The sequence below is a fragment of the Agrococcus sp. Marseille-P2731 genome, from assembly GCF_900117395.1.
In the GTDB taxonomy this organism is placed as follows: domain Bacteria; phylum Actinomycetota; class Actinomycetes; order Actinomycetales; family Microbacteriaceae; genus Agrococcus.
This window is the reverse complement of the sequence record NZ_FPEG01000002.1, coordinates 869,790-885,658: the sequence shown is the minus strand read 5'-3', so window position 1 is coordinate 885,658 and position 15,869 is coordinate 869,790. Positions and strand designations below refer to the sequence as shown.

The 15,869-nt window shown below is 66.4% G+C and carries 11 protein-coding genes and 3 rRNA genes; 7 read left to right on the top strand and 7 right to left on the bottom strand.

What is annotated here, in order from left to right:
- Positions 1 to 267 precede the first annotated feature (267 nt).
- The 3 genes from BQ6202_RS08175 (at position 268) to rrf (ending at position 5,535) form a co-directional block, all read left to right on the top strand.
- Positions 268 to 1,790, top strand: a 16S ribosomal RNA gene (locus BQ6202_RS08175).
- Between the two features lie 404 nt (positions 1,791 to 2,194).
- Positions 2,195 to 5,307 (top strand): 23S ribosomal RNA (locus tag BQ6202_RS08170).
- Between the two features lie 111 nt (positions 5,308 to 5,418).
- Positions 5,419 to 5,535: ribosomal RNA gene (gene rrf, locus BQ6202_RS08165) — 5S ribosomal RNA — on the top strand.
- Together the 16S, 23S and 5S rRNA genes form the textbook arrangement of a ribosomal RNA operon.
- Before the next feature lie 212 nt (positions 5,536 to 5,747).
- On the opposite strand, the gene BQ6202_RS08160 is transcribed toward rrf, so the two are convergent.
- The 3 genes from BQ6202_RS08160 to BQ6202_RS08150 all read right to left on the bottom strand — a co-directional run bounded on the left by BQ6202_RS08160 (position 5,748) and on the right by BQ6202_RS08150 (position 9,198).
- On the bottom strand, positions 5,748 to 7,385 hold the full coding sequence (locus BQ6202_RS08160; protein WP_072313897.1) for a hypothetical protein: 1,638 nt from the start codon (positions 7,383 to 7,385) through the stop codon (positions 5,748 to 5,750).
- Complete coding sequence (locus tag BQ6202_RS08155) at positions 7,367 to 8,200, bottom strand: ABC transporter ATP-binding protein (RefSeq protein ID WP_083587092.1); 834 nt, start codon at positions 8,198 to 8,200, stop codon at positions 7,367 to 7,369. The genes BQ6202_RS08160 and BQ6202_RS08155 overlap by 19 nt, the downstream gene beginning before the upstream one ends.
- Before the next feature lie 77 nt (positions 8,201 to 8,277).
- Positions 8,278 to 9,198 carry a tetrahydrodipicolinate N-succinyltransferase N-terminal domain-containing protein gene (locus tag BQ6202_RS08150; protein WP_072313896.1) on the bottom strand — a complete coding sequence of 307 codons (921 nt, stop codon included), beginning with the start codon at positions 9,196 to 9,198 and terminating at the stop codon, positions 8,278 to 8,280.
- A 23-nt stretch (positions 9,199 to 9,221) separates the two neighbouring features.
- Between BQ6202_RS08150 and dapE the strand changes: the two genes are divergently transcribed.
- From dapE to BQ6202_RS08135, 3 genes are all read left to right on the top strand, one after another.
- Positions 9,222 to 10,304 (top strand): succinyl-diaminopimelate desuccinylase, encoded by a 1,083-nt coding sequence (dapE, locus tag BQ6202_RS08145; RefSeq protein WP_072313895.1) that lies wholly within the window; start codon positions 9,222 to 9,224, stop codon positions 10,302 to 10,304.
- Positions 10,286 to 11,470 carry a hypothetical protein gene (locus BQ6202_RS08140; RefSeq protein ID WP_072313894.1) on the top strand — a complete coding sequence of 395 codons (1,185 nt, stop codon included), beginning with the start codon at positions 10,286 to 10,288 and terminating at the stop codon, positions 11,468 to 11,470. The genes dapE and BQ6202_RS08140 overlap by 19 nt, the downstream gene beginning before the upstream one ends.
- Before the next feature lie 83 nt (positions 11,471 to 11,553).
- On the top strand, positions 11,554 to 11,727 hold the full coding sequence (locus tag BQ6202_RS08135) for a DUF3117 domain-containing protein (RefSeq protein WP_072313893.1): 174 nt from the start codon (positions 11,554 to 11,556) through the stop codon (positions 11,725 to 11,727).
- 79 nt (positions 11,728 to 11,806) lie between these two features.
- On the opposite strand, the gene BQ6202_RS08130 is transcribed toward BQ6202_RS08135, so the two are convergent.
- Positions 11,807 to 12,445: an O-methyltransferase gene (locus tag BQ6202_RS08130; RefSeq protein ID WP_072313892.1), complete on the bottom strand. Its 639-nt coding sequence runs from the start codon at positions 12,443 to 12,445 to the stop codon at positions 11,807 to 11,809.
- Positions 12,446 to 12,525: 80 nt separating this feature from the next.
- Here BQ6202_RS08130 and BQ6202_RS08125 point away from each other — a divergent pair, with 80 nt between their 5' ends.
- Positions 12,526 to 12,903, top strand: coding sequence for a twin-arginine translocase TatA/TatE family subunit (locus BQ6202_RS08125; protein ID WP_442855764.1), 378 nt, complete (start codon positions 12,526 to 12,528; stop codon positions 12,901 to 12,903).
- Positions 12,904 to 12,925: 22 nt separating this feature from the next.
- On the opposite strand, the gene BQ6202_RS08120 is transcribed toward BQ6202_RS08125, so the two are convergent.
- The 3 genes from BQ6202_RS08120 to BQ6202_RS08110 are packed head-to-tail and all read right to left on the bottom strand — an operon-like array spanning position 12,926 to position 15,753.
- Positions 12,926 to 14,017, bottom strand: a complete 1,092-nt coding sequence (locus BQ6202_RS08120; protein ID WP_072313891.1) for an Mrp/NBP35 family ATP-binding protein — start codon at positions 14,015 to 14,017, stop codon at positions 12,926 to 12,928.
- Positions 14,018 to 14,024: 7 nt separating this feature from the next.
- Positions 14,025 to 14,531: a DUF1003 domain-containing protein gene (locus BQ6202_RS08115; RefSeq protein WP_072313890.1), complete on the bottom strand. Its 507-nt coding sequence runs from the start codon at positions 14,529 to 14,531 to the stop codon at positions 14,025 to 14,027.
- Positions 14,524 to 15,753: a magnesium transporter MgtE N-terminal domain-containing protein gene (locus BQ6202_RS08110; protein ID WP_072313889.1), complete on the bottom strand. Its 1,230-nt coding sequence runs from the start codon at positions 15,751 to 15,753 to the stop codon at positions 14,524 to 14,526. Before BQ6202_RS08110 ends, BQ6202_RS08115 begins: the two co-directional genes overlap by 8 nt.
- Positions 15,754 to 15,869: the final 116 nt, after the last annotated feature.

Here is a 15,869-nt window from a genome sequence, read left to right as displayed (position 1 = left end):
TCCGCACGGCGTGTCGAATTGACATGGTCCGAGAAGTGGTTATGATTGAGAAGTTGCCTCGGCGCTGATCCCTGATGGGGGGAAGCACGGGAGCGTCCGATCCTTGAGAACTCAACAGCGTGCACAATGTCATATGCCAAATTATTTACTCGTCCTGCCTTCGGGCAGAACGATTCCTTTGGATGAGACAGATTGTCAGTAGACAGTCTTTTTTGTCAGTTTCAAACTCGCTGCCGCCTGGTTTTTCTGGGTGGTATGCATCTTTTCTTTACGGAGAGTTTGATCCTGGCTCAGGACGAACGCTGGCGGCGTGCTTAACACATGCAAGTCGAACGATGAAGGAGGAGCTTGCTCCTCTGGATTAGTGGCGAACGGGTGAGTAACACGTGAGCAATGTGCCCTTGACTCTGGAATAAGCGCTGGAAACGGCGTCTAATACCGGATACGACCTTCGGAGGCATCTCCTGGGGGTGGAAAGAATTTCGGTCAAGGATCAGCTCACGGCCTATCAGTTAGTTGGTGAGGTAATGGCTCACCAAGACGACGACGGGTAGCCGGCCTGAGAGGGTGACCGGCCACACTGGGACTGAGACACGGCCCAGACTCCTACGGGAGGCAGCAGTGGGGAATATTGCACAATGGGCGCAAGCCTGATGCAGCAACGCCGCGTGAGGGACGACGGCCTTCGGGTTGTAAACCTCTTTTAGCAGGGAAGAAGCGAGAGTGACGGTACCTGCAGAAAAAGCACCGGCTAACTACGTGCCAGCAGCCGCGGTAATACGTAGGGTGCAAGCGTTGTCCGGAATTATTGGGCGTAAAGAGCTCGTAGGCGGTTTGTCACGTCTGCTGTGAAATCCCGAGGCTCAACCTCGGGCTTGCAGTGGGTACGGGCAGACTAGAGTGCGGTAGGGGAGATTGGAATTCCTGGTGTAGCGGTGGAATGCGCAGATATCAGGAGGAACACCGATGGCGAAGGCAGATCTCTGGGCCGTAACTGACGCTGAGGAGCGAAAGCATGGGGAGCAAACAGGCTTAGATACCCTGGTAGTCCATGCCGTAAACGTTGGGAACTAGATGTGGGGACCATTCCACGGTCTCCGTGTCGTAGCTAACGCATTAAGTTCCCCGCCTGGGGAGTACGGCCGCAAGGCTAAAACTCAAAGGAATTGACGGGGGCCCGCACAAGCGGCGGAGCATGCGGATTAATTCGATGCAACGCGAAGAACCTTACCAAGGCTTGACATATGCGAGAACGCACTGGAGACAGTGAACTCTTTGGACACTCGTATACAGGTGGTGCATGGTTGTCGTCAGCTCGTGTCGTGAGATGTTGGGTTAAGTCCCGCAACGAGCGCAACCCTCGTCCTATGTTGCCAGCACGTTATGGTGGGAACTCATGGGATACTGCCGGGGTCAACTCGGAGGAAGGTGGGGATGAGGTCAAATCATCATGCCCCTTATGTCTTGGGCTTCACGCATGCTACAATGGCCGGTACAATGGGCTGCGATACCGTAAGGTGGAGCGAATCCCAAAAAGCCGGTCTCAGTTCGGATTGAGGTCTGCAACTCGACCTCATGAAGTCGGAGTCGCTAGTAATCGTAGATCAGCAACGCTACGGTGAATACGTTCCCGGGCCTTGTACACACCGCCCGTCAAGTCATGAAAGTCGGTAACACCCGAAGCCGGTGGCCTAACCTTTTGGAGGGAGCCGTCGAAGGTGGGATCGGTGATTAGGACTAAGTCGTAACAAGGTAGCCGTACCGGAAGGTGCGGCTGGATCACCTCCTTTCTAAGGAGCATCTCGTCGGTTCGCCGGCGCAGAGCCACTTCGGTCGCCATGTCGATCGGTGGTCAGCTCATGGGTGGAACATTGACATTGGTGCTCGAGGGATCGAGCTCTGCTCAGTACGGCTGCTTCGGCGGTCTGGAACGGTGGGGTTCGGGGTTCTCGGGTGCATGCACGCTGTTGGGTCCTGAGGGACCGGACGGCGCCTTTTGGCGTTGGATGACCCTCGGACCGGCCGGTTGTTGCGCGTATGCGTTTCGATCGTCGGTACCGACCGTAAGTTGAGAACTACACAGTGGACGCGAGCATCTTAGATTCGGGCTTCGGCTCGAGTCTTGATGATCTATATAGATCATTGGTCGCCATCGTTTCGACGGTGGTGTCCTAACCAAAATACTCATGTATGTGGTCAAGTTTCTAAGAGCAAACGGTGGATGCCTTGGCATCTGGAGCCGATGAAGGACGTAGTAATCTGCGATAAGCCTCGGGGAGCTGATAAACGAGCTTTGATCCGAGGATCTCCGAATGGGGAAACCCCGCTGGGCAGCGTGCTGACCCGGTGACTCCCGCCTGAATATATAGGGCGGGTAGAGGGAACGTGGGGAAGTGAAACATCTCAGTACCCACAGGAAGAGAAAACAACAGTGATTCCGTAAGTAGTGGCGAGCGAACGCGGAAGAGGCTAAACCGATCGTGTGTGATAGCCGGCAGGCGTTGCACGATCGGGGTTGTGGGACATCTCAGCTGATCTGCCGATCAGCAAGCGTGACAGACCGCGGTAGGCGAAGGACTTGGAAAGGTCCATCACAGAGGGTGACAATCCCGTAGCCGAAACCGTGCGATGGCGCGAGGTTCATCCCAAGTAGCACGGGGCCCGAGAAATCCCGTGTGAATCAGCCAGGACCACCTGGTAAGCCTAAATACTCCCAGATGACCGATAGCGGACAAGTACCGTGAGGGAAAGGTGAAAAGTACCCCGGGAGGGGAGTGAAATAGTACCTGAAACCGTTTGCTTACAAACCGTTGGAGCAGCCCTAGTAGCTGTGACAGCGTGCCTTTTGAAGAATGAGCCTGCGAGTTAGCGATATGTGGCGAGGTTAACCCGTGTGGGGTAGCCGTAGCGAAAGCGAGTCTGAATAGGGCGATTCAGTCGCATGTCCTAGACCCGAAGCGAAGTGATCTATCCATGGCCAGGTTGAAGCGAGGGTAAGACCTCGTGGAGGACCGAACCCACTTAGGTTGAAAACTGAGGGGATGAGCTGTGGATAGGGGTGAAAGGCCAATCAAACTTCGTGATAGCTGGTTCTCTCCGAAATGCATTTAGGTGCAGCGTTGCGTGTTTCTTGCCGGAGGTAGAGCTACTGGATGGCCGATGGGCCCCAAAAGGTTACTGACGTCAGCCAAACTCCGAATGCCGGTAAGTGAGAGCGCAGCAGTGAGACGGTGGGGGATAAGCTTCATCGTCGAGAGGGAAACAACCCAGACCACCGACTAAGGTCCCTAAGCGCGTGCTAAGTGGAAAAGGATGTGAAGTTGCTTAGACAACCAGGAGGTTGGCTTAGAAGCAGCCACCCTTGAAAGAGTGCGTAATAGCTCACTGGTCAAGTGATTTTGCGCCGACAATGTAACGGGGCTCAAGCACGCCACCGAAGTCGTGGAATTCGTACAACAGCTCGGCAGCTTCGGCTGTCCAGGCGTACGGATTGGTAGGAGAGCGTCGTGTGGCGAGTGAAGCGGCGGAGGAATCCAGCCGTGGACGCCACACGAGTGAGAATGCAGGCATGAGTAGCGAAAGACATGTGAGAAACATGTCCTCCGAAAGACCAAGGGTTCCAGGGTCAAGCTAATCTTCCCTGGGTAAGCCGGGACCTAAGGCGAGGCCGACAGGCGTAGTCGATGGACATCAGGTTGATACTCCTGAGCTGACGAAGAACCGCCCAAGCCAAACCAGTAATGCTAAGAGTCCGAATCCTTGGACCGATCCCTTCGGGGTGACGTCCTTGGCCTAGCACTCGACCCTATGCTGGGGCGGCTAGCGTATTAACAGGTGTGACGCAGGAAGGTAGCAGAACCGGGCCGATGGTTGAGTCCGGGTAAGCCGTAGGGCGTGGGATAGGCAAATCCGTCCCACACATAGCCTGAGAGCTTTGCCGAACCCTAGAGGGAAGTCTGTGATCCTATGCTGCCAAGAAAAGCATCGACGCGAGGTTCAAGTCACCCGTACCCCAAACCAACTCAGGTGGTCAGGTAGAGAATACTAAGGAGATCGAGAGAATCGTGGTTAAGGAACTCGGCAAAATGCCCCCGTAACTTCGGGAGAAGGGGGGCCTGAGGCGTGACGGCACTTGCTGCCGGAAGCGTTTGAAGGCCGCAGAGACCAGTGGGAAGCGACTGTTTACTAAAAACACAGGTCCGTGCGAAGACGCAAGTCGATGTATACGGACTGACGCCTGCCCGGTGCTGGAAGGTTAAGAGGAAGGGTTAGCGCAAGCGAAGCTCAGAATTTAAGCCCCAGTAAACGGCGGTGGTAACTATAACCATCCTAAGGTAGCGAAATTCCTTGTCGGGTAAGTTCCGACCTGCACGAATGGCGTAACGACTTCCCAGCTGTCTCAACCGCGAACTCGGCGAAATTGCACTACGAGTAAAGATGCTCGTTACGCGCAGCAGGACGGAAAGACCCCGTGACCTTTACTACAGCTTGGTATTGGTGTTCGGTGTGGCTTGTGTAGGATAGGTGGGAGACTGTGAAGCTCGGACGCTAGTTCGGGTGGAGTCAATGTTGAAATACCACTCTGGTCACTCTGGATATCTAACTTCGAACCGTAATCCGGTTCAGGGACAGTGCCTGGTGGGTAGTTTAACTGGGGCGGTTGCCTCCCAAAAAGTAACGGAGGCGCCCAAAGGTTCCCTCAACCTGGTTGGCAATCAGGTGTCGAGTGTAAGTGCACAAGGGAGCTTGACTGTGACAGTGACAACTGGAGCAGGGACGAAAGTCGGGACTAGTGATCCGGCAGTGGCTTGTGGAAGCGCTGTCGCTCAACGGATAAAAGGTACCTCGGGGATAACAGGCTGATCTTGCCCAAGAGTCCATATCGACGGCATGGTTTGGCACCTCGATGTCGGCTCGTCGCATCCTGGGGCTGGAGTAGGTCCCAAGGGTTGGGCTGTTCGCCCATTAAAGCGGCACGCGAGCTGGGTTTAGAACGTCGTGAGACAGTTCGGTCCCTATCCGCTGCGCGCGTTGGAAGTTTGAGAGGATCTGACCCTAGTACGAGAGGACCGGGTTGGACGAACCTCTGGTGTGTCAGTTGTTCCGCCAGGAGCACCGCTGATTAGCTACGTTCGGGATGGATAACCGCTGAAAGCATCTAAGCGGGAAGCCGGCCTCAAGATGAGACTTCCATGCCTTCGGGCGAGAGGCTCCCAGCCAGACTACTGGGTTGATAGGCCGGATGTGGAAGTGGGGACTAACGACCCATGAAGCTGACCGGTACTAATAAGCCGATGACTTGATAACATATATATGAGCTTGCTGCTCGCGTCCACTTTGTGGTTCTCGATGTACGGTCGAGAACCGCAGCCCTCCACCCCGTGTGGAGAGCTGTGCAGACTGAAACATCAACAGTGTTTCGGCGGCCATAGCGAGAGGGAAACGCCCGGTCACATTCCGAACCCGGAAGCTAAGGCTCTCAGCGCCGATGGTACTGCAGGGGGGACCCTGTGGGAGAGTAGGACACCGCCGGACTTCTTTTGGAAAGGGGCCCCAGATTCGTCTGGGGCCCCTTTTTCCGTTTGTGCCACGAAGCGCGATGATGCGCCGCGTTCGGCTCACGCCGCTCATGCAGCGACGTCGCCCTCGCGCTCGAGGTGTCGTAGCCCCCGTGGTCGTGGCGGTCGCGGTCCGGTCGTCGATGCAGCGATCGCAGCGCGTGCGATCAGGCCGCGAGGGCTCGTGCCTCAGCCCTCGCGCGAGACGGCTGCGAGCACCTCCGGCCACCGCCGATCCAGTGCGCGTCCACCGAGCCTGACACCCAGCCATGTCGAGAGCGATCCGACGACGAGTCCCACGCCGAGGCTCACCCACGTCAGCCATGGGATCCACGCAGCTGCGATCGCAGTGCCGATGGCGGGCGCCCCGATGATGACGACCGCGAGCATCATGATGAGCGCGCCGAGCAGCGCCTGGCCACCGCCGGAGGAGCCCTTGCCGAACGGGCTCGCCTCGGGAGCCGGTGTCTGTCCCGGCATCCAGGGGCTGATGGCCGAACCCACGCCGATCACGAGCCCGGCAGTGCCGAGCGCTGCGCCGAGCGACGCCGGCAGCAGGTGCCAGCTGCCGGAGACCGCGGTGGACAGCACGCTCATCGCCACCAGCATGGGGGCGTAGAGCACCACCATGCCGAGCGCCCGTCCTGCGCGGTCCTGCGTCCCCGTGACGCCCGTCAGCACGTGCGTCGACAGGGCGGAGCTGTCGTATGCCGCGTCGAGCTGCGCCACCGACATGAGCACGATCGCGCCGAGCAGTGGCAGCAGCATCGGGCCGAGCTGGGCGAACGTGTCGAGAGCGGCCTGCTCCCGGGGATCGGCGGCCAGGTCGATGTCGATGTCCACGCCGTTGCCGACCACGAGGTTCATCGCGAGCACGAGGAGCGGCACGATCGCGACACCGATGACGTTGATGAGGTGGCGAGGGTCGCGGAAGCGGTAGCGCAGTCCACGTGCAGCGATCGCGCCGGCGGGCGATGCTGGCAGGAGGCGGTCGATCCAGGCGCCCCCTCGCACGCGGCCGCCGCCGCTGGATGCGATCGGCGCCGTCAGCCGGCTGCGGAAGTCGCGCGTCCACACGAGCCAGAGCAGGGCCACCGTGGCGATCGCGATCACGAGCTTGCCGACGGCCTCGAGCCAGCTGCCAGCAGCGAGCGCCTGCGGCACCGCCCAGGCGGAGCCGAGCGGTGTCCAGCCGAGCACCTGCGCGATCGTGCCGAGGACCGCGTCGAAGGCCCCGAGCGATCGCAACCCCTCGAGCAGGATGGCGACCACGATGCCCGCCGAGATGATCAGCACGCTGCCGAGCACGAGCGTGAGGTCTCGACCGCTGCGCGTCGCGAGCCGACGCGCGAGCGCTGCCGCCAGCGCACGGCCGGCGAGCAGGCAGGTGAGCAGCTGGAGCGGCAGCAGCGCTGCCCCTGCGATGAGGGCGAGGAGGTCGACGCTCCAGCCGATGAGCGTCAGGAGGAGCGCGACCGCGGTCGCGATGCCGCCGACGCCGATCGCTCCCGCGAGCAGCACTCCCGGCAGCAGCCGCCTGGCTGGCACGGGGAGCAGCGAGAACCGCTCGGGTGCGAGGGCATCATCGACGGAGACGAGTACGCTGGCCACCATCCACGCGACCACGAGCGCGCTGCCGAGGATCACCACCGCATCCGTCGCCGAGGCCGGGGCGAAGGTGCGCAGCGTCACCAGCAGCAGCGCGAGCAGGCCGAGCCCGCCGAGGGCGGCGAGCACCGAGAGCACGAGGGTCACGATCGCCCACGGGCTCCGGCCGAGGGCGCGGCCGAGCTGCCGGAGCCGCAGGCCTACGAGGAGCGCAGCCACGACAGGCTCTCCGCGTCGAGTGCCTGCGTGCCGACCAGGTCGAGGAACCGCTGCTGGAGCGACGCGCCCTGCCGCACCTCGTCCAGCGTGCCGGACACGAGCATCCGCCCCTGTGCCACGATCGCGACGCGGTCGCAGAGCGACTCGACGAGCTCCATGACGTGGCTCGAGAGCACGACCGTGCCGCCGGAGGCGACGAAGCCGCGCAGGATCTCGCGGATCGCCTCGCCGGAGACCGGGTCGACCGCCTCGAAGGGCTCGTCGAGCAGCAGCAGCCGGGGCGCGTGGATCAGCGCGCACGCCAGCCCGATCTTCTTGCGCATGCCCGCCGAGTAGTCGATCACGAGCGTCGAGCCTGCCTCCGTCAGGCCGAGGGCGGCGAGGAGCTCGCCGGCTCGGGCGGTGACGTCGGCCTCCGGCAGGCCGCGCAGCAGCCCGTGGTAGCGCAGCAGCTCTGCGCCGGTCAGGCGATCGAACAGGCGCACGCCGTCGGGCAGCACGCCCATGCGCGCCTTCGCCGCCGCAGGGTCGCGCCAGACGTCGACGCCCTCGATGAACGCGGTGCCCGCATCGGGGCGCAGGAGTCCCGTCGTCATCGACAAGGTGGTGGTCTTGCCGGCGCCGTTGGGGCCGAGCAGGCCGAACATGGTGCCCGCCGGTACGTCGAGGGACAATCGGTCGACGGCCGTGCGCTGCCCGAAGCGCTTCGTCAGCTCGCGCAGGGCGAGCACCGGCGGCGTCGCCGGCTGCGCCTGCGGCGGCACCGGGTGCTGTCGATCTGATGGGGCGGATGCGGGAGGCGGCTGATCGGGCATGGCACGATCATCTCGCCTCGGCCTGCGCGCCGGGTCCATGCCGCCACGCGAGGGCGCGGCGGCTCAGTGCAGGCGGCTCAGTGCAGGACGGCGTTGAGCTCGACGCCGCGGCCGTCTCGCGCGAGCACCTCGACAGCCCCGGAGGTCGAGTTGCGGCGGAAGAGCAGACCGGGGCGGCCGGAGAGCTCGACGGCCTTCACCTGCTCGCCGCTCGGCACCAGCGTCAGCTTCGTGCCGGCCGTGACGTAGAGACCCGCCTCGACGACCGAGTCGTCGCCGATCGAGATGCCGACACCGGCGTTGGCGCCGAGGAGCACGCGCTCGCCGAGCGCGACGCGCTCCTTGCCGCCGCCGGAGAGCGTGCCCATGATCGACGCGCCGCCGCCGATGTCGGTGCCGTCGCCCACCACGACGCCCTGCGAGATGCGGCCCTCGACCATGGAGGCGCCGAGCGTGCCGGCGTTGAAGTTCACGAAGCCCTCGTGCATCACGACCGTGCCCGGCGCGAGGTGCGCGCCCAGGCGCACGCGGCTCGCATCCCCGATGCGGACGCCGTCGGGCACCACGAAGTCGGTCATGCGCGGGAAGCGGTCGACGAGCTGCACCTGCAGGCCCGCCCGCTGCAGCTCGACGCGGTGGTCGCGAGCCCACTCCGGTGCGACGGCGCCGCCGTTGGTCCATGCGACGACCGGCAGCGCGCCGAAGATGCCGTCGAGGTTGATGGAGTTCGGGCGCACCAGGCGGTGGCTGAGCAGGTGCAGGCGCAGGTACGCGTCCTCGGTCGACGCGGGCGCCGCATCCAGGTCCACCTCGACGTGACGCGGCTCGAGCACGACGCCGCGGGTCGGTACCGGGCCGCCGAGGTCCTCGAGCCCACCGGCGCCGATCCACTGCGCGTCACCCGACGCGGAGCCGAGCGCGGGGGAGGGGAACCAGGCATCCAGCACCCGCCCCTCGAAGACGGTGACGAGCGCATGTCCGTGTGCGGGGCGAGCCATGCCTCAAGTCTAGGCTTGACCGCATGACCGCCCTCGTGCTCGACCCCACCGCATCCTCCGTCGATCTCACGCGCCAGCTCTGCGACATCGATTCGGTCTCCGACAACGAGGGGCCGCTCGCCGATGCGATCGAGGCGGTCGCCCGGGCGGCTGCGCACCTCGAGGTGACCCGGGTGGGCGACACGGTGGTCGCGCGCACCCAGCTGGGGCGCCCGCGACGGGTGGTGCTCGCCGGCCACATCGACACCGTGCCGATCAACGGCAACGTGCCGACGCATCCGCTCGTCGTCGATGGCGAGGAGCACATCTGGGGGCGGGGCACCGTCGACATGAAGGCCGGGGTCGCGGTCCAGCTCAAGCTCGCGGTCGAGCTCGTGGAGCCGAACGTCGATGTGACGTGGATCTGGTACGACCATGAGGAGGTCGGCGAGGAGCACAACGGGCTGCGCCGGCTCGCCGCTACGCACCCCGAGCTCATGCACGCCGACTTCGCGATCCTGGGCGAGCCCTCGAACGGCGCGATCGAGGGCGGGTGCAACGGCACGATGCGCGCCGAGATCCGCACGCGCGGCGTCCGCGCCCACTCGGCGCGCTCGTGGGTCGGGCACAACGCCATCCACGACGCCGCCGAGGTGCTGCAGGTCCTGCAGGACTACCGGCCGCGGGAGATCGAGGTCGAGGGGCTGCGCTTCCGCGAGGGGCTGAATGCCGTCATGATCTCTGGCGGCGTCGCGACGAACGTCATCCCGGACGAGTGCGTCGTGCAGGTGAACTACCGCTTCGCGCCGTCGCGCTCCGTCGAGGAGGCCACCGCGCACGTCGTCGACCTGTTCGACGGCTTCGACGTGCGCGTCGTCGACGCCGCGCCCGGCGCCCGACCCGGGCTCGACGCGCCGCTCGCGAAGGAGTTCATCGACGCCGTCGGCGCGGAGCCGCAGGCCAAGTACGGCTGGACCGACGTCGCCCGCTTCTCGGCGCTCGGCATCCCCGCCGTCAACTTCGGGCCCGGCGACCCGTCGAAGGCGCACGCGGATGACGAGTCGGTGCCCGTCGCGCAGATCGTCGCGACCGAGGAGAGCCTGCGCACGTGGCTCACGCGAGCCTGACCCAGGCGCGCGCGACGTCGCGGGAGCGCTGGTGGCTGTGGCCGCTCGCGCTCTGGCTCGTGTCGAGGCTCGTCAGCACGGCGTTCCTCGGCGCGTTCGCGGGCAGGCAGGAGGAGAGCTCGTGGACGCCGGCGGCGCCTGACCTGCTCGACTACTCCACCATGTGGGATGCCCACTGGTACTTCATCATCGCGATGTCCGGGTATCCGACCGAGCTGCCGCTCGACGACTCCGGCCACGTGGGCGAGAACGCCTGGGCGTTCATGCCGGTGTACCCGCTGCTCGCGCGGGCGCTGATGCTCGTCGGGCTGCCGTGGGAGGGCGCTGCGGTGCTGCTGTCGGTGGCCGCGTCGGCGGCCTTCGCGCTCGTCGCCTACCGCCTGTTCGGCGAGCTGGCTCCGGGCAGGGAGCGCTTCGCGCTCGCGCTCGTGCTGCTCTCGCCCGTCGCTCCCGTGCTGCAGCTCGGCTACGCGGAGGCGCTCTTCCTGCTGCTGCTCGCGAGCTGCCTGCTCGCGTGGCGGCTGCGCGAGTGGGAGTGGCTGTGGGTGCTGATCCCGATCATGGCGCTGACGCGGCCAGGCGGCCTCGCCTTCGCCTTCGCCCTCGGGCTCTGGTTCCTGGTGCGGTGGTTCCGCGATCGCGAGCGCTTCGCCGTGCGAGAGCGATGGATGCTCGTGGGGCTCGGGGCGTGGAGCGCGATGTGGGGATTCGGCTGGCTCATCGCCTGCACGATCGCGACGGGCAGCACGAGCGCCTACCTCGAGACGGAGCTCAGCTGGCGCTCGGCGTACGTCGGCAGGCAGGAGCTCGTGCCGTTCACGACCTGGCCGATCGGGCTCGAGTGGTGGTTCGGGGCTTGGTGGCCGCTCTGGCTCGCCGCCATCGTCGCGGTGGCCGTGGCGCTGCTCGCGGGGCCGTGGGCGAAGGCCGTCGCGATCGAGGGCAGGCTGTGGTCCATCGCCTACTTGGCATACCTCGCAGCAGTCTGGTTCCCGCAGTCGTCGACGTGGCGGCTGCTGATGCCGCTGTTCCCGGCTGCGCTGATCGTCGCCGCCGTGAAGCCCGCGTGGGCCAGGGCCGTCATCCTCGGTGCCTGCATCGCGCTGCAGCCGCTGTGGATCTGGTGCTGCTGGCACGTGGTGGGCCGCGACTGGACCGTCCCCTAGCACAACCGGCCCTGTGTCGAACGAGGTCTTCGCGTCTCCTGGACGTGAGATAATGCCGTCACAGGAACTGAAGGGGGAGCCGCATGGCCGCCATGAAACCACGCACCGGCGATGGACCGCTCGAGGCCGTCAAGGAGGGCAGGCTGATCGTCGTGCGCGTCCCGCTCGAGGGTGGGGGACGTCTCGTCGTCTCCGTGAACGACGAGGAAGCCGCAGCGCTGCACCAGGCGCTCGGCGGGGTCGTCGTCACCGCTTGATCATCGCGATCTGAGCGCGTCGTCCGATGATGGCCGACGAACGAGGGCCCGATCCGCGGATCGGGCCCTCGTTGCATCGCTAGACCGGCTCTGGCAGCCGCACGATCTGCAGCAGCCCGTCGCCGACGGGCGACACCGCCGCCCGGACCGCGTCCGAGGTCGAGAGCTCCTTGAGCAGCCCGCGGAGGTCGGCGACCTCGTCGCTGCGCTGCGCCGGGTCTGCCACGCGGCCGCCCATGAGGGCGTGCGCCACGAGCACCGAGCCGCCGACGCGCACGAGCGCGAGCGCGTGCTCGACGTACTCGAGCATGCTGGCGGGGTCTGCGTCGATGAGGACGATGTCGTAGCTCGCCTCGTTCATGCGGGGCAGCACGTCGCGGGCCTTGCCGGTGATGAGGCGCGCGCGGGTGACGGGGATGCCCGCCCTGCCGAAGGCTGCGCGCGCGTGCTGCTGGTGGTCGAGCTCGGTGTCGATCGACGTGAGCGTCGCGCCCGGCGCTCCGCGCAGCAGCCACAGGCCGCTCACGCCCGCGCCGGTGCCGACCTCGAGGATAGCGCCCGCCTGCGTGGCAGCGGCGATCGCGGCGAGCTGTGCCCCGACCGCGGGCGCGATGGGCGTGATGCCCAGCTCGACAGAGGCGTCGCGCGCTGCGGTGACCACCTCGTCCTCTGCGGCGAGGTCGTCGAGGTACTTGGCGATGAGCGGTGATGTCTGCACGGTTCCTCCGACGTCGAGCGTAGCGACCGCGGCGCATCCGCCCGTCGAGGGCTCGCCGCAGTCCTCGCTACCCTAGTGGGGTGTCCCTGGCAGGCATCACGCTCGACAAGCTCCTGATCATCGCGATCCTCGCGGCCGTCCTCATCGGCCCCGAGCGCTTGCCCCTGCTCGCCGAGAAGCTCGGCGGGCTCGTGCGTGGCCTGCGCGACCTGGCCGGCGGCGCGCGGGAGCGCATGCGCGAGGAGATGGGTCCGGAGTTCGACGAGGTCGACTGGAAGAAGCTCGACCCGAGGCAGTACGACCCGCGGCGCATCGTGATGGATGCGCTCAAGGACGATCCGGCACCTGCGCCACCGGGAGCCTTCGAGGCGGCCGCATCGCAGGCTGCGGTCGCGACCGTGGCGGGGCTGCCGAGCCGCGCATCCGGACCGATGCGGTTCGACGACGAGGCCACCTAGGCCACTGCGCGAGCGGCGCTGCTCAGCCGGTCGCGAGCGGCAGGCTCCTGCCGGCGATCGGTCGGGTGCCGCGCAGCGAGGCGGCGAGCGCCACGATCGCGGCCGCCGCGGGGTCAGCCGGATCGCTGGCGACGATCGGTGCACCCGCGTCCCCGCCCTCGCGCAGCGCGATCGACAGCGGGATGCGCGCCAGCAGCGGCACGTCGAGCCGCGCCGCGGCCTCGTCGCCCCCGCCCGCGCCGAAGAGCTCGAGCAGCGAGCCGTCGGGCTGCGGCAGCCCCGCCATGTTCTCGACGACGCCGAGCACCCGCTGCCCGGTCTGCCGCGCGACCTCGGCGGCCCGCTCGGCGACATCGGCTGCCGCCTTCTGCGGGGTCGTCACCACGAGCACCTCGGCGTGCGGCAGCAGCTGGCCGAGCGAGATCGCGACGTCGCCGGTGCCGGGGGGCATGTCGATGAGCAGCACGTCGAGGTCGCCCCACCAGACGTCGGTGACGAACTGCGCAAGCGTGCGATGCAGCATCGGCCCGCGCCAGGAGACGGAGCGGTTGCCCTCCACGAACATGCCGATCGACACGAGTCGCACGCCGTGCGCCTGGGGAGGCATCATCATGTCGCCCACGCGCGTGGGCCGCGCCTCGGTGCCGAGGAGCGCCGGGATGGAGTAGCCGTGCACGTCGGCGTCGATCACGCCGACAGCGAGGCCGCGCTGCGCGAGCGCGACCGCGAGGTTGGCCGTCACCGTCGACTTGCCCACGCCGCCCTTGCCGCTCGCGACCGCGATGATGCGGGTGAGGGTCTCGGGGCCGAACTGCTGCGGCCGCGAGCCGCGCAGCCGCTCGACGAGCGCCTGCCGGGTGGCCGGCGACATGACGCCCACCGACAGCTCCACGCGCTCGACGCCCGGGACCGACGCGGCCGCGCTGCGGACATCCGCCTGGATCCTGTCGGCGGCGGGGCATGCAGCGACCGTGAGCTCGAGCGCGATGCTCGCGACGCCCCCCTCCAGCGTGGCAGAGGGGATCATGTCGAGCTCGACGAGCGGCCGGCGGATCTCAGGGTCGATGACCTGCGCCAGGGCGTGCTGCAGCGCGGGATCGATGCGGTCGCTCACCGACGGCTCACGAGTCGCGATCGCTGCGCGGACCCTGCTCGCGGCGCTCGTCGAGGTCGTCGACGAAGGACTTGAGCTCTGCGCGGATGAACTCGCGCGTCGCCATGTCGCGCATCGCCATGCGCAGCGCCACCACCTCGCGCGCGAGGTACTCGGTGTCGTTGAGGTTGCGCTCGGCGCGCATGCGGTCCTGCTCGATCTGCACGCGGTCGCGGTCGTCCTGGCGGTTCTGCGCGAGCAGCAGCAGGGGAGCGGCGTACGAGGCCTGCAGGCTCAGCACGAGCGTCAGCAGCGGGAAGCCCTGCGACTGCGGGTCGAACTGCGCCTCTGCCGGCACGATCGAGTTGTACGTGAGCCAGAACCCGCAGAAGATCGTCATGCCGATCAGGAACGCGGGGGTGCCCATGCCGCGGGCGAAGGCCTCGGTGAAGCGCCCGAATCGATCCTTCGACTCGGGCAAGCGGATGCGTCGGCGCGCCTTGGGGCGGGAGAACTCGTCGTCGCGCTCAGCCATGCGGCGTCTCCTCCTGCGCACGCCAGTCCTCGGGCAGGATGTGGTCGAGCACGTCGTCGATCGTGACCACGCCGACGAGCCGACCTGCCGCATCCACCACCGGGACCGAGACGAGGTTGTAGGCGGCGAGCTGGCGCGTGACCTCGGCCGCCGAGTCGCTGACGAGGACGGGCTCGATCTGCTCGTCGAGCAGCGTGCCGACGCGCTCGTTGGGCGGGTAGCGCAGCAGCCGCTGGAAGTGCACCATGCCGAGCAGGCGACCCGTGGGTGCCTCGTAGGGCGGCAGCGTGACGCAGACCGCAGCGGCGAGCGCCGGCGCGATCTCGTGGCGGCGCATGAGCGCGAGCGCCTCGGCGACCGTCGCGTCGGAGGCGAGGATGATCGGCTCGGTCGTCATGAGCCCGCCGGCGGTGTCAGCGCCGAAGGACAGCAGCATCCTGACGTCCTCTGCCTCGTCGGGATCCATGAGGTCGAGCAGCGTCTCGCCGCGCTCGGTCGACATGTGACCGATGAGGTCTGCCGCGTCGTCGGGCTCCATCTGGTCGAGCACGTCGGCGACGCGGGAGTCCTCCAGGGCGGCGAGGATCTCGACCTGGCGATCCTCGTGCATCTCCTCGAGGATGTCGGCGAGGCGATCGTCGGAGAGGTCTTCCGCGACCTCGATCATGCGCTGCTGCGGCAGGTCGAGCATCGCCGAGGCGGCGTCAGCGGCCGGCAGCTCGTCGAGCGAGGCCAAGAGGTGCTCGGTGTCGTGCTCGGCGTCGAGCTCGTGCCGCACCTCGTGCCAACGAGCGAGCATCGTCGGGCCCTTGCCGAACGGGCCGACCTTGGGCTTGCGCAGGAAGAGCTCGTCGACCTCCCACTCGCCCGGGCCCTGCTCCGCGATCGAGAGGTCCTCGAGCGTGGCGTTCGAGCCGTCGCGGAGCGTCACGGTGCGGCCGAGGATGTCCGCCAGCAGCAGCCGCTCGCTGCCCCGCTGGCTGAAGCGGCGGTCGCTGATGGCCGAGGCGATCAGCTGGCCGCTGCCGATGGAGAGGACGCGACCGATCGAGAGGAAGACGCGCTGCCGCCCGCGGTCCTCGACGACGAGCCCGACGACGCGCGGCGACGCCTCCTGCCGAGGCACGGACACCACGTCGCGGACCTTGCCGATGCGCTCGCCCGCAGGATCGAACACACCCGCGCCCGCGAGGCGGGCGACGAAGACGGTGGGGGCGCTCATGGGCTCCAAGGTACCGCGCGAGGCCCGAGCGCGGCGCCTGGGGGGCGGCGCCGATCGGGCCTGACGCCCAGAGCGAACCGGGCGGTGGCGACGGAGGCTCGCGTGGAAGACTGGAT